Source organism: Alkalibacter rhizosphaerae, from assembly GCF_017352215.1.
Taxonomy (GTDB): Bacteria; Bacillota; Clostridia; order Eubacteriales; family Alkalibacteraceae; genus Alkalibacter; species Alkalibacter rhizosphaerae.
This window is the reverse complement of sequence record NZ_CP071444.1, coordinates 1,796,890-1,811,263: the sequence shown is the minus strand read 5'-3', so window position 1 is coordinate 1,811,263 and position 14,374 is coordinate 1,796,890. Positions and strand designations below refer to the sequence as shown.

The 14,374-nt window shown below is 47.1% G+C and carries 10 protein-coding genes and 1 tRNA gene; 3 read left to right on the top strand and 8 right to left on the bottom strand.

Annotated features, from left to right (window positions below):
- Positions 1-62 precede the first annotated feature (62 nt).
- On the bottom strand, positions 63-1,154 hold the full coding sequence (locus tag J0B03_RS09050) for a cohesin domain-containing protein (protein ID WP_207299290.1): 1,092 nt from the start codon (positions 1,152-1,154) through the stop codon (positions 63-65).
- Between the two features lie 162 nt (positions 1,155-1,316).
- On the opposite strand from J0B03_RS09050, the gene J0B03_RS09045 reads away from it, so the two are divergent.
- Positions 1,317-2,327, top strand: a complete 1,011-nt coding sequence (locus J0B03_RS09045) for a potassium channel family protein (protein WP_207299289.1) — start codon at positions 1,317-1,319, stop codon at positions 2,325-2,327.
- 33 nt (positions 2,328-2,360) lie between these two features.
- Here J0B03_RS09045 and J0B03_RS09040 read toward each other — a convergent pair whose 3' ends face one another.
- From J0B03_RS09040 to J0B03_RS09015, 6 genes are all read right to left on the bottom strand, one after another.
- Positions 2,361-3,500, bottom strand: coding sequence for a hypothetical protein (locus tag J0B03_RS09040; protein WP_207299288.1), 1,140 nt, complete (start codon positions 3,498-3,500; stop codon positions 2,361-2,363).
- Between the two features lie 19 nt (positions 3,501-3,519).
- Positions 3,520-5,649 carry a SpoIID/LytB domain-containing protein gene (locus J0B03_RS09035; RefSeq protein WP_207299287.1) on the bottom strand — a complete coding sequence of 710 codons (2,130 nt, stop codon included), beginning with the start codon at positions 5,647-5,649 and terminating at the stop codon, positions 3,520-3,522.
- A 145-nt stretch (positions 5,650-5,794) separates the two neighbouring features.
- Positions 5,795-6,832: a calcium/sodium antiporter gene (locus J0B03_RS09030; protein ID WP_207299286.1), complete on the bottom strand. Its 1,038-nt coding sequence runs from the start codon at positions 6,830-6,832 to the stop codon at positions 5,795-5,797.
- Positions 6,833-7,055: 223 nt separating this feature from the next.
- Positions 7,056-8,438: an MATE family efflux transporter gene (locus J0B03_RS09025; protein WP_207299285.1), complete on the bottom strand. Its 1,383-nt coding sequence runs from the start codon at positions 8,436-8,438 to the stop codon at positions 7,056-7,058.
- A gap of 1 nt (position 8,439) precedes the next feature.
- The gene (locus J0B03_RS09020; protein ID WP_207299284.1) at positions 8,440-8,883 is read right to left on the bottom strand and encodes a MarR family winged helix-turn-helix transcriptional regulator; all 444 of its coding nucleotides are present in this window, start codon (positions 8,881-8,883) and stop codon (positions 8,440-8,442) included.
- Between the two features lie 201 nt (positions 8,884-9,084).
- Positions 9,085-9,160, bottom strand: a tRNA-Arg gene (locus tag J0B03_RS09015).
- A gap of 82 nt (positions 9,161-9,242) precedes the next feature.
- On the opposite strand from J0B03_RS09015, the gene J0B03_RS09010 reads away from it, so the two are divergent.
- Together J0B03_RS09010 and gdhA are read left to right on the top strand one after the other, a co-directional pair.
- Positions 9,243-10,280 carry a M15 family metallopeptidase gene (locus J0B03_RS09010; RefSeq protein WP_207299283.1) on the top strand — a complete coding sequence of 346 codons (1,038 nt, stop codon included), beginning with the start codon at positions 9,243-9,245 and terminating at the stop codon, positions 10,278-10,280.
- Positions 10,281-10,416: 136 nt separating this feature from the next.
- Positions 10,417-11,763 carry an NADP-specific glutamate dehydrogenase gene (gene gdhA / locus J0B03_RS09005; protein WP_207299282.1) on the top strand — a complete coding sequence of 449 codons (1,347 nt, stop codon included), beginning with the start codon at positions 10,417-10,419 and terminating at the stop codon, positions 11,761-11,763.
- A 38-nt stretch (positions 11,764-11,801) separates the two neighbouring features.
- Here the strand turns inward: gdhA and J0B03_RS09000 are convergent, their stop codons facing one another.
- Entirely contained in the window at positions 11,802-14,348 is a 2,547-nt protein-coding gene (locus J0B03_RS09000) for a PEP/pyruvate-binding domain-containing protein (RefSeq protein WP_207299281.1), read from the bottom strand.
- Between the last annotated feature and the right edge of the window lie 26 nt (positions 14,349-14,374).

The following is a 14,374-nucleotide window of genomic DNA, read 5'->3' as shown; positions in this document are numbered from 1 at the left end:
CTGTGTATCTTTCAAATCTTTACCAATATATCATACTATAAATTGGTTCTAATGTGAATAAACTATTGCACTTTCTGAGTCTTGTCGCTTTTTCGGAAGTAAAGGATGGACCCCAGTAAAATCAAACAGATCAAGGCAAGGATCCCCAAAATCAAATAGATTCGTCTTTCTTCACCAGCTTCCGAAATCGTTTCTGATTGTACGTCGGTTTCCTGAATGTTTACTTTCTGAAATGTATCTTCTTCCATGTCGTAACTATAATATCCTTTTACGCCGTTTACATCCATTCCATAGAGCAAATAAAAACCGTCTTTCTTCATATTATAGGTCAAAACTTCCATTCCCTGAATGTTTGCTACTACCTGGTCAAGTCCTTGGAACGTTTTTTCAAAAGGCAACAACACCAATTCGTGGTCAAACGTCATCGGCACATAAGAATATAACACTTCCCTTTTATCATGATAGAAATACAACCCTTCCCTTAGCTGCTCGCTGATCCCATAAAATACTTTCCATGCTTCTTCCTCGTTGGTGGCCCCTTCGATGTCGTTGCCCGACACGGTGAAGAATTTTTTATAGAATCCATCAGGTAGCATGTGGTCCGGAAATTCTTCCATGACGTATACATCTTCCCCCAAATGACTTTTAATAATGACCGTCGTTTCTTCCGGTGGTTCCACCGGAGTTTCCACTTCCGGTTCTTCCACCTGCTTCGGAGAAATTCGGACTTGCTCAACTGCGGTAGGATTACCCAAACTTCTTCCAGTCAGTGCAGATATGATTTCGCTGTTTGATACCTCTACCCCTGCACTTCCGTCAGCGATCGCTTCAAATTCCAAACTATAGGTCAGCCGATCGATCCCTTGGGAAAAAGTATCCGACAGGCTTCCAGTCCCATTTCCCATAACCAGGGCATTGCTGTTGCCGGAAACATACCGCAGCCTGGTACTGTCGTAGCGCAAGGAGGCATTGATGGATCCGATATCTTCTTCCCCGGTAAAAACCATGGTCACCTGCACATAATCCCCGACTTCCAACTCCGTGCGATTCGCATCCAGATTCAGGGTGGACTCTTGTCCAAAAACCAAGACAGGTTGTAGTAAAAACAACCAACAAATCATGAAAACAGATGCATACTTTATACGTCGTATCATTTCATTCCGCCTTTAATATTTACTAAATTCATAATATATAAACCACCCTGCAATGTCAAACACACTAGCCCAGTTGTGGACGGAAGAGCAAATCATTGATATACTATTTTCAAGGTATTCTTAAAAACGAAAACCTTATACTGACTTGAACGGGGAGTGAAGATGGAAGCGAGAAGGAAGTTCATATTTATCATCACCACATTTATCATCATCATCACCGTTGGCGTCATCGGATACATGAATCTGCTCCGAATAAATTTCATTGATGCCCTCTACATGACCGTTATCACCATATCCACTGTCGGTTATGGCGAGGTAGCTGAAATGACGGACCCGGCCAAGTTTTTTTCCATTGGGATCATCTTTGCAGGATTGTCTGTGGCGGGTTATGGAATCACCAGTTTAGTGGCTCTGTTTTTTGAAGGAGAACTCAAAGATGCCTGGAGGCGAAAGCAAATGGAAAACAAGATAAAACAGTTGACAGATCATTATATTGTTTGCGGTGCAGGGGAGATCGGCCATACGGTGATCGACTCTTTTCAAGAAAATAACGTTCCTTTTGTCGTCATTGAAAAAAACCAAAAAAGGTTTGAAGAACTGATCAAGGAGAATTGTTTGGTGATCTTGGGAGACGCCACCAGTGAAGACACCCTGGAGCAAGCCAACATTGCCCATTCCAAAGGAGTCATTTGCACCCTGTCCAATGATGCGGACAACGTATTTACCGTACTGACAGCAAGACAAATGAATGAGGATATCTATATCGTTTCCAAAGCCATCGAAAAGAATGCACACAACAAGTTGAGAAAAGCGGGAGCCAACAACACCATCTCTCCTAATGAGATCGGCGGACGCAGGATGGCATCCCTGGTCCTAAGGCCATCTGTCATCTCCTTTCTAGACATCATCACCCAGGCCGGAGACGTTACTTTGGATCTGGAAGAAGTGACCATATGCAATGGATCCGAATTGGTGAACTTGGCCCTTATGGATGCTAAGATCCCTGAAATCACCGGGTTGGTCGTTCTTGCTTTAAAAAGAAAAAATTCAACCAAGCTGACTTTCAATCCAAGTTCAACGGAAATACTTCAAGATGGAGATACCATGATCGTCCTGGGACAAGAAGCCCAAGTCAAAAAATTGCAGGTCATGGCGTGCCCCAAGAATGGATAAACCAAACCCGGCGGATGATCCGCCGGGTCTTTTTTATTGAAAGTTACGTTTATTCTTTTGTATGACTCGAATCAAGGCAGCCGCCAAACCGGCAGCCAACAATCCCAGTCCGGAAAATATACCGGCCAAAATGGGATTCCCAAAAATCTGTTGGGTGATGGTTTGAGGTTCCGGTTCCACCTCGACTTCCACTTCCACCTCCACGATCCGCTCACCATATCGCTGCATGGTCCCCTCTACCTTATCGTAGAGATAAAACCCTTCTTCTGCTTCGTTATTCAATGCGTATAACAATACAAAATCTTTTAACTCCGGATCATCGATGGCCCAACCGTTCAATGTCTGCTCATCGATAGTTACAGACGTTTCTTCGTACCCTTCCGGAACAACTACATCCTCTCCCGGTTGCAAGAAAACATAAGTGCTCTGTGTTGAAATTTTTATGTAGGGATAAAAACTTTGTTCTTTCTCATCATAGTTCCAAAAGGCTCCGTTTTCACCTTCTTCATCGGTCAAGTAAGCCAAGGCCAGAGGTTCCTTCGTCACCACTTCAAGGGAGTCCTCTCCATAGGTGCTTTCTCCTTTTTCGAACCCTTCTGGGACCTTGACCCCCGTCAGCTTGGGCCATAAGTACAATTTCTCACTTCCAAAAGTCACCTCGATGGCATCATCCATGGGATCCGGCTCCGGCTCTACTGGAGCTGTGGGTTTCGGGGTAGTTGGAGTTTGTGTTGGAGGTTTGGTTGTCGTTGATGGTGGGGTAGGAGCACTAACCTTAACTGTAACACTTTTCTGCCCCATATTGATAAATTCAGTTGCTGTCCCTACTTTAACATTATCAATAGTAATAGTTGTAGCAGCGCTACTTTTTAGTGTTGTAAACTGTAATGTCGTTGTATAAGTGTCCTTGAGTCCAGCCTCATCTTGACTGTCGCTTTCAAAATAAATTCGATTTGGTCCTTTTAAGACCGCTGAATCAAAACCAACACTGGCCTGTACTCCAATAATTTTGGGAGCAGAGAATGTTACTGTGACTTTTACAGTTGAACCAACATTGTAAGAAGATGCATTCGCACCAACTGTATATCCTGAAGCACTTACTACATTGACTGATAAAATCAAAGCAAGCAATAAAATCCCTAAAGTTTGAAGCTTTTTTATAAGTATTTTCATTTTCTCTCCCATTGTCCAATTATTGTTTAATCAAGGTAATACCTAAAATATGTCTTTTTATTACTGTCGAATCAAAAATGTCTATATTGTTATCGTCGACAAGATTTGCAGCATTGTAATATACACCCGAGAGTTGCGTAATACTCATTATGTGCCGCCTAACTGTAGTACTATCAAAAATATCTATTTCCCCATCCCCATTGACATCCCCATAGATCACGATGGTATAGCTCTTGACAATTTTCTCGGCACCATCTTTGACATACAGCACATCGCCAGTGGCTACATTGCCGGTAGTCTTTGCCTTGTTGTCCGATCCTACCAATGCCAAGGACCCATCTTTGACTGTAAACTTGCTTACAAATGTTTCAACTGGCGTTTTTTCACTGATTCCGCTGATGCTGTTTGCTCCAAGGGTATAAGTCGTAGTAGTTACGGTTGGGGTTGGGTTTGGAGTAGTAGGAGGATCCTCTGGCGTGGTTGGTGGCTCTTCGGGATTTGTCGGTGGATCTGGTGGTGAATCTCCCCTATTTGGTAGTTCCGGTACGGTCGTTTCGTAAGTCTTCAAGGTCGTTCCCTCAAAGTAAAAAGATAAAATGTCCGTATATTTTAATCCTTCATTGGCCATTTGCTGGGCACCCCGCTGGCTCATTCCTATGCCATGGCCATAACGCAAGTTGACAATATTGTAGCCGGTGATCCCATCATTGTCTTGGGCTGTTTCCACAAACCGCAAGCGAAGGTTGGAATTCAAATAATCGTGTCCCAGATAATAACCGCCGGAACCGTTTGGCATCATCAATGCAATGGTCACGTTGGTGACAGCCATTTCATTGGACAAACTTCCATCTGCTTTTTTGTATTGGATCTTTACATCGGCAACGGCTGTCACATAGCTTCTGGAAGGCTCCGGCCAACGTCTTTGTCCATTGACGAACCGGTCCACCTGATTGATTTTGATCTGATTGGCATTTGCAATACTATTGCTTGCTCCGATCTGTTCAAATACTTGCTTCTGTAGGTCCTGCAGAACAGGATTTCCATACAGATACCCGTTTTGTTGATTTGTTTCCACCACGCTATAATCATCGCTGACATATCCAACTGTAAGCTTCCCGTCTTTGTAAAAATTGATCTTATGCCATCCGGAGGCATCGGTTCCCACATATGCAAACAACTGATTCAACGTTGCCTGTCCGATAACATCATAAGAAGTCGTTGGTCCGCTTCGTATATTCAAGTAGGTAGATACATTGATCACCCGCACCACCTTTTCAGAACTGATCACGTCATACTTCGTTCCCGTAACCTGCGATGGAACAAAAACTCTTTGAGTCAAGCTGCTGGGATTTCTGAGATCGTATGGATCATCCTTCATCACCAAATAAGGGTAGGATGCATCGTTGGATCCCCACACATTGCTGACCAGGTCCATCTGACCCCCATTGGAAGCGGCATAGTAGGTGGAAACGATCTTGTCGTTGTAGGCCACTACCTGGCCCTTGGTCTCGTTCACTGCCTGGATGACTCTTGTTACGTTGGGGTCATATCCTTTGTATACCTGAGTACTGGCAGTATCCCCGATGTCATAATCCCGCCGGTCCGTCATGCTCATGATGGCATAGCCTCGTGCACTGACCGCCTGGGCTTTCAAAGCTTCCACTGGAAAAGCGTTGCTCATTTCATAGGCGACCACGCCATACAAGTATTCTTCCAAAGGCACATGGTTGGTCACCAAAATTGACCCGGAGGATGTATGAAAGCGCATATCCCCCAAATAATTTTTATCGCCATGATAGGTTCCGTTCAGACGCAGGGTGCTGACGGCAGTCCCGCTGTATTTCATCCGGATGAATCGGATCTCCGGTCCCACAACGACGTCGATCCCGTTGCCCACAAGACGCAGGTTGGTTGCATCTGCTTCCACCTTGATGGTGTAGGCTCCCACGGGCAAGGTCAAAGAAGGATCCTGCATCAAAGCGTAATCACCATTCAAAGCAATGGTCACGCTTTTCAAATTGCTTGATCCCATGGTGATGCGCGCCCGTATGGTACGGTAGTCCGTGGCTGCCGAAGTAGCTGGCATGATCCATCCGATCAGCAATGCGACCACCAGGTAGACGATCCATCGTTTTTTCCTTGATACCATATACTCTCAACCTCTCTACTCTCTCCCTATAAGACCACGATAAACTTATCCTCATAATATAAGATAACCCTCGCAAAGTCAATGAAACACAGGCAAAAAGCAAAGGATCCCACTCCCATTTGGAGCAGGATCCCATCTTTGTTTTTTAGATCCAAGTAAAGTTCAGTACCAGATATACCAAGTATACACCTAGTAAAAAAGCACCTTCTTTTTTCGTGATGACATCATCTTTTTTCATGGTAAAGAATCGGAACGTCAACAGAATGATCAGCATGGCCGGAAATTGCAGCTTGTAGTAATTGGCAGGTACGATCAATCCGCCTGTAGTAACGGCAGCCGCACTTCCCACAACAAACAGCACGTTCAAAATATCCGCACCGACGATGTTTCCCACAGCCAACTCTCCGTGACCTTTTCGCACGGCATTGATGGCCGTGATCAACTCCGGCAAACTAGTGCCAAATGCAACAAGGGTGGCAGCTATAACGCTTTGGGGGATCCCTACCCGGATCGCCGTGATCTCAACGGAAGAGATCAACACTTTTGAGGATAGGATGACGACGGTAATGGCTGCAAAGATCTTGACGATCTGCAACACGATCAAACTCTTTTCTTCCGTCGTTTCCAAAGCCACCGATTTCTCCATGGCTTCTTCCTGATCTTCCAGTACATTGGTGATTCGAGACCATTTGATGGAAGTATAGATATAGGCCGCCAACAAGATCAAAAACACGAAACCCATCCACTGGGTGACCCTTCCTCCATCCCCTGGAGACAAGAAGGGCAACGCAACTCCCGCCAGCAGCAAACCTGCCAGAACTTGGATCTTCCCTTGGCGTTCCACCACCATCTGATCCACCGGCAAATGACCGATCAGTGCTGCAAGGCCGATGATCAGTCCCGTATCCGCAATAATGGATCCGATGGCATTTCCCAAGGCTAAATCCGCGTTCCCTTGTATTGCCGCCAAGACGGACACGCTTGCTTCCGGCAAAGTGGTCCCCAAGGACACGATGGTGGCACCTATGATCATTTTAGGTACGCCCCATCGAATGGACAATTCCACCGCCTCATCCACCAGGACGTCCGCTCCCTTGCTTAGAAACACAAAAGCGACGGCAATGACGCCCAATAAGACCAAGGTGGGCATTCCCAATAAAAACTCATGCATCAATTCTTCCAAAAACTTTTCCTCCTTTAGGATGGGGCCTGTTTTGCATATAAAAAAACTCTGCAACAAGCGCCACAAAATGACGTTTGGTGCAGAGTCTCGCCGGACTTGCGCCATTAAAGCCGGGAATCTTATACAGACTCCGTATTGACGACTTTAATCCCTATCGGTCGGCTACTCCCTCTACTAACTCTATTATGATATGACGAATCTTGCTTCATTGTCAATGGTAATTTCAACCGGCATCTTCCGCCGTTCTCTTTTCCTCTGGTTGCTCCAACTTCCGCAATGCCGATACAAACCACCCGGCCGTTAACATGAACGAAAAGAAGTCCGCAAAGGGTGTGGAGAATAAAATTCCGTCCATCTCCAAGAATCTAGGAAAGATCAACAATGCGGGGATGAGCAAGATCACCTGTCTGGTCAAGGTCAAAAACATGGCGATCTTTGCTTTGCCAATGGCTTGAAAATAGCTGGAGCCCACGATCTGGATCCCCACCACCGGCATGAACAAAAACCAGTACTTCAATGCACGTACGCCAAAAGCCAGCAGTTCCGGATCCTGGTTGAAAAACAGGATCAACTGTTCCGGGAACAATCTGGTGATGATGAAACTAAACACAGAAATTGCCGTTGCCACCAAAACGCCAAGCTTTGCCGCCTCTTTGACCCGTCCATACTTCTTCGCCCCATAGTTGAATCCGATAATGGGCTGCAGACCCTGCCGCAGGCCGATGACCGGCAATAGAAGCAGCATTTTCAAGCTGTTGATGATCCCCATGGCGGACACGGCGATGTCTCCACCATAGAGCAAGAGTCCTTTGTTCAAAATCGCATTGAGAAAACTGTTTGCAAACTGTAAAGATGCCGCAGGGATCCCCAAGGCCATGATGGACTTCACCATGCTCCATCTTGGCCGTAAATTTTTTCTGCGCAGCTTGGCATCGCTTCTTGATCCCAGGAAGTATGCAAGGACCCAGGCAAAGGCACAAGCTTGGGCGATGATCGTGGCCAGAGCCGCTCCGGCCATTCCCATCTTTAATCCATAAATGAAGATGGGATCTAGGATAATGTTCAATCCGGCTCCAAAAAACATGGTGATCATGGCGACCCTTGGATTTCCGTCGGCACGAACAAAGTTGTTAAGGCCCATGCTGCCGGTTTGAAAGATGGAACCAATGAAAATGATGCGCATATATTCTATGGCAAAGGGCAGGACCGTTTCACTGGCGCCAAAAGCCGTCAGGATGGGACGTAGAAAGATCTGTCCTAAAATAACAAAGAACAAGCCGGTGGCCACCAGCATGAAAAATGCGTTGCCAAGAACGTGTTCCGCCGTGTCTTTTCGACCTTCCCCCATCTTGAGAGAAAACATGGTGGCTCCGCCCATGCCGAAAAGGACCCCAATGGACATGAGAATGATCATGATGGGGAAAGCTATGGTGATCCCGGCCAATCCATTGGCCCCAAGATCCGGTGCATTCCCGATAAAGATCCGATCGACTACATTATATAAAGAGTTGACCATCATCCCCACAATGGCGGGAACAGAAAACTTTGTCAGCAGTTTATGTATTTTTTCTACCCCCAAAGGGTTTTGTTCGGTCATTTTTTCCATGCTACTCCTCCGTCTTCTTCTTCCCTTGATGTTTTTCCACTTTCTGCACCATTTCATGTAAAGTATCCATCAGTTTTTCCACTTCCGTTTCGTCCATTCCGTCCGTAAGGAGTTTGCTCCAGTTCCAGACTCTTTCCCGGACTTCTTTTTCCACATCCTTTGCCTTGTCCGTCAAATAAACGTGGTTGAAACGTTTGTCCTCCGCCTTCTTCCTGCGCTCCACAAATCCCTTGTCTTCCAAGGAGTTGATGGACCGGGCAGTAGCGGCCTTGTCGATATACAAGTAGGACGATAGTTCGTCCTGGCTGGCTCCATCCCGCTGGTACAAGTACAACAAAAACGGGTATTCTGCAGAACTGATCTCCAGATCCTTCAATGTGCAGTTGTGGTAGACCTGAGCTTGCCTGTGGAGGATGGAGATCATCCGCCCGATACTTTTTTTCATGGTATTTCCCCCGATTATTTCTTTGTCATGAAGGAAATTATACAGAGAAAACGTTGATTTGTCAACTATCTGGAAAGGCCGTTCCTACACAGAAAAAGCAGATATAATGTCACATGTATTGGAATGAAAGAGTTGTTTTGATTTCTACAAGAAAAAAGGGTACAATGGAAATCGTCAAGAAAGAATAATAGACAAAAAAAATGGCGCGCCCGAGATGAATCGAACATCCGACACATGGTTTAGGAAACCATTGCTCTATCCCCTGAGCTACGGGCGCAACAACTATAATACTACCACAGACCGGAGTTTTTGCGCAACTACCAAAACCCGGTATTTCTATTAGAGAAAGGACTTGTTCCATGAAGAAAAAATTGACGCTGATCCTGATTTTTATGGTTTTGATTTTCGCCTCATCCTGCAGCATGGACGAAGATTCGGGCCCAAATCCGCCGGACGATGGAAAAGACGAAGTTTTTGTCGACACCGTCCGCATATCCTGGTCCATCGATGGAAGGGCCAACCTGGATCCAAAGCCCGGCGATCGGGTCCAGCCGGAACTGACCCTTGTTTACAACGACGGTACGGAGGAATCCGTTCCCCAGGATAGACTTTCCTTGGAGATTTTAAGCGGAAACGAGCATGCAGTCATCGAAGAACAGCAAGTCATAGTAAATCAAGATGCCTTGAGCGGTTCCTGGATCCAGGTTCAAGTATCCGATCCTTACACTACAGAGGTGACGAATGTGAACAATGTCGTGATCAACATCCTGGTCAAGAAAGATCCCGCCGACTACATCGATGAGAATGGGGTCATCACGGATTTCACCCAGATCGACAGTCTTGTCAACAAGGAGAGAGCCTTGCCGGCCGACTACGTTCCGGCCGACCTGGTAAAACTGACCGTACCTACGGTATTGCCAAACCCAGAGATCAATCAGCTTCGCCAACCGGCTTCCGATGCATTAAATGCTCTGTTTGAGGAAGCGAAGGAAGAAGGATTTACACTGCGGGCCCGATCCGGCTACCGGTCCTACAGCACCCAAGACAGCCTCTACCGCTCCAGCGTGGAGCGAAACGGACTGGAATATGCCAATAAATACAGCGCAAAACCAGGACACAGCGAGCACCAGACGGGGCTGACCATGGACATTACCGCATCCTCCGTCAACAACCAGCTCAGCGATTCCTTCGGCGACACGTCAGAGGGAATGTGGGTGGCGGAAAACGCCCATCGATTCGGATTCATCATCCGGTACCCAAAAGGCAAGGAAGACATTACCGGATACAACTACGAACCCTGGCATTTGCGTTATGTGGGCACCTCTTTAGCTACCGAAATTTACCAATCCAGCCTAACCATGGAAGAATATTTCGACCCAAATCGTTTACAACCGTAATTTTTTGAGCCTTCTGCAATTTAAATCGTTTTTTTGTTGCAGGAGGCTTTTCTCTATGATAATATGTTAGCAAAATAAAAACAGGTGTCTTTATTCTGCAGTATTGTCATTATTCTAAAACCAAAGGAGCGTCCCAATGAACAGTAAAGAGTATGTACAACACGTCTACAGCACCGTCGAGAAAAGAAATCCCAACGAAACCGAATTTTTGGATGCCGTAAAAGAAGTCGTCCAATCTTTGGAACCGGTTTTTGCACGTCACCCGGAATTCATGGAAGCAGGACTTTTGGAAAGGATCACCGAACCGGAACGAGTCATCTCTTTTCGAGTACCATGGGTGGACGACAACGGAAAAGTACAGGTCAATCGAGGTTTCCGGGTCCAGTTCAACTCCGCCATCGGACCCTACAAAGGCGGACTTCGCTTTCATCCTTCCGTCAACCAGAGCATCATCAAGTTTTTGGGATTTGAGCAAACTTACAAAAACTCTCTCACCGGTCTGCCCATCGGCGGCGGCAAAGGTGGATCCGACTTCGATCCCAAAGGCAAATCCGACAATGAAGTCATGCGCTTCTGCCAGGCCTTTATGGCGGAACTGCAGAAATACATCAGTGCCGATCTGGATATCCCGGCAGGAGACATCGGTGTAGGCGGCAGAGAGATCGGCTACATGTACGGATATTACAACAAGATCAAAAACTCCAAAGCACAAGGCTTCCTGACCGGAAAAGGCCTCACTTATGGTGGAAGTTTGGTAAGAACGGAAGCTACAGGGTACGGTTTGGTGTACTTCACCGACGAAATGCTCAAGGATGCGGGACGCAACTTTAAAAACCGACGAGTCGTCGTCTCCGGTTCCGGCAATGTGGCCATCTTTGCCATTGAAAAAGTACAGGAATTGGGCGGTCATGTAATTTCCTGCTCCGACTCCAACGGATATATCGTGGATGAAGCCGGCATCGACCTGGATCTGGTCAAAGAGATCAAACTGGTTCGTCGGGGACGGATCAAGGAATATGTGGATCAGGTACCTACTGCTCAATATTTCGAAGGATACAAAGGCATCTGGACCATCCCATGCGATATCGCACTTCCTTGTGCGACCCAAAGCGAATTGGATGCGGATGCAGCAAGAGCCTTGGTAGCCAACGGAGTCATTGCCGTGGCAGAAGGGGCCAACATGCCGTCCACCTTGGAAGCCATTGATGTTTTCCTGGAAAATGGCGTGCCCTTTGGTCCTGGAAAAGCGGCCAATGCCGGTGGTGTTGCCTGCTCCGCTCTGGAGATGAGCCAGAACAGCATGCGATACTCCTGGACTTTTGAAGAAGTGGATGCAAAATTGAAACAGATCATGACCGATATTTATGCTGCTTCCAAAGAAGCTTCTGAAGAATACGAACTGGGATACAACCTGGTTGCCGGCTCCAACATCGCCGGTTTCATGAAAGTCGCCGAAGCCATGATGGCTCAAGGCATCGTATAAAAGAAATGTGTGAAGGTCCTGCCGAGGCAGGACCTTTTTTATTGGCATAAAACACGCTGACTGATGATGTCTGAATAGATCTCCAAGCCATCTGCATGGACCACACGGACCATTTCCGACAACCGTATGGCCGATGGTTCCAAGGTCACCAGCAGGTTCTCCCGCTCCAACAGTCGTTGGGGATGGAAAACTACATTGGGATACCCGTCAAAGATGGCCGCATAAAAGATGTTCGATTCCACCATGTCCTGAAAGAAATGACTGCCATAGGAAAGTTCCGGCATGAACCCGCCGATGTTGTAAGACATCTCGCAAATGGCCTCCACATTGCCGATCTCTGAAAAGTTGACCGGAACTCCCAGAGTAGGAGTGGTGGTCCCCCACCGACCCGGTCCCATGATCATCACCGTGTCGTCTTTGAGTTTGCTGTTTAAGGCTCCGATCGTCCTCGCCGTGGCATACTTGTCTTCCAAGCTCGATTCCATGTAGGCTTTGGGATCCACATAAATAATATAGTCCAAGGGCAATCGCACATTGCCGCCCATAAAATTCCCTGTGAAGTGAAAGAGGCAGTTCGTTTCATCGATCGTTTTCGGCATGGCCACCGGTTCTCCAGGTCCCTTGGTCTGCAAGGGGCGGCACTGGACCAGGTTGACGCGAAAATCCCCTTCCTTATCGAAATTGGCGGTAAATTCAATGTCCACCGGATATTCATAAACCCTTTCCAATGTCTGCAGCATTTTTCGCATCCAAGCGGGAAATGCACTTTCCTTCAACAATCTGTCGAATCCCAAGATGTACTGCCGCCGATCCTTGAAACCCAATTCTTTCATGCGTTGGTTGGTTTTGTGATCCGGTTTTGCAAACATGGAGGGATCCGTTCCCAAATCCAGAGACAGCACCTTTTCCAGAGACCTGTCGGTCCACTGGTTGGCTTTTACGTCCAGCAGATCCACATTGCGCTGGGAAAACTTGGCCTCATCCTGGTAGTCCACCAGGGGGGACTGTTCCGGCCGGTCCAAGGACACGATCCTGGGGTAGTCTCCCTGGATCCGGTCCACGGCCCGAGTCCCAAGTCCAAACACCAGCCGCAGCATTCCGGCATTCCGATCGATTCCTTGGTCCCATACATACAGGTTCGATGAGTTGCCCACTCCAGCCAGATGGGGAAAGAAAAAATCGTCGTGGTAATCTCCAGAGACCCGCTGGACCAGAATGGCCATTTGCTCGTCTTTATCGGACAATCCCCGATTCAGCCGATAGGACAGCGCTTCTTCGTTCATGGTGCTGGCATAGATCCGTTTGACCGCCGTTTCGAAGGCGGTGTATCGCTCTTCGGGTGTACCTTGGTTGACGCAAAAGACGCTTTCATATTTTCCTGCAAAGGCATTGCCAAAATCGTCTTCCAGCAAGGAGCTGCTCCGGACGATGATGGGGGACTGGCCAAAGTATTCCAACATCTGCTGAAACTGTTCCCGGATCACTTCAGGGAAAGCACCACCCAGCATTTTTTCTTTCAATTCCTTGGCCAACGGAAAATACCCCGCCATTTTCTTTTGCCGGGTCCGAAGTTTCCACCAGCCGTTTTGAACAATATAGGTATAGAAGATGTCCGATCCAAGATAAAAGGAATCGTGTTGTTCCAGGATCTCCTCAAAAGGATCTTCTGTCTGGCTTTCCAGAATTTTTCTGGCCAACAGCATCCCGATGGATTTTCCGCCGATAAACCCGGTGCCGATCTGCCTGTTTTGAATATTGATCAACTCGGCAAGGGAAAAATATTTTTTCACCATGTCGTTGATCCGCTTGCTGCGTCCGATCATCAAAAGAATGATCCGGTCCTTCATCTTCTCCTGCTGTTCTTCATTTAAGTACAAATGCTCCCTTGCTTCATCAAAGAGACGGTTCCAATAGTCCTTTCTCTCTGCCTGAATACTGGTAAAGGAAAAGATTTCCGCCAGATCCGCACTGGCCGTCACGGGAGTGAATTCCTTCATGGTGGATTTATGGGGAATGAACATGGTGGAGGAATACCGCTCCCAAACCTTCAAAGGATGGACGTAGTAATTGTTTTTGATGTGGTACAGATCGAAAAGGACCTGTGTCGTTTCCCGGATCCGGGCAATGGTGGCATAGGTATGGCGGTTTCTTAAAAGGGCAAAATAAGTCACCGTATCCAGTTCATATAAATAAGGGCAAGTGATCCGGAAAAAATTTCCGATCATCAAATCGGAGTGCCAATATTCCAGCAACTCGCTCAAACAGTCAAAGACGTAAAAAACTTCTTTCCCCTCTTCCGTGATGATGTCGTAGACCCTGGTGCTGAAAGCTTCAAAACCCTGATCAGGATCCAGGTCATACCAGACGATCTCCGGATCGTCCACCAAGGGTTCGTGCTGTCCGAAATGCATGTAGACGATCCGCCGTTTCTCCTTTCGGGCCCGCTTGACAAAGGGAGCCACGTAACCCTTGTAATCCAACACATTGTCCACCTGCCAGACCACGTTGTCCCCCAAGCGAAGCATGTCGATGGCTTCATCAAAACCGGTGATTCCCGTACTGACCTTGTTGTATGCTTTTGCCATGTTCGATCCCCCTTACGATCCAAAAA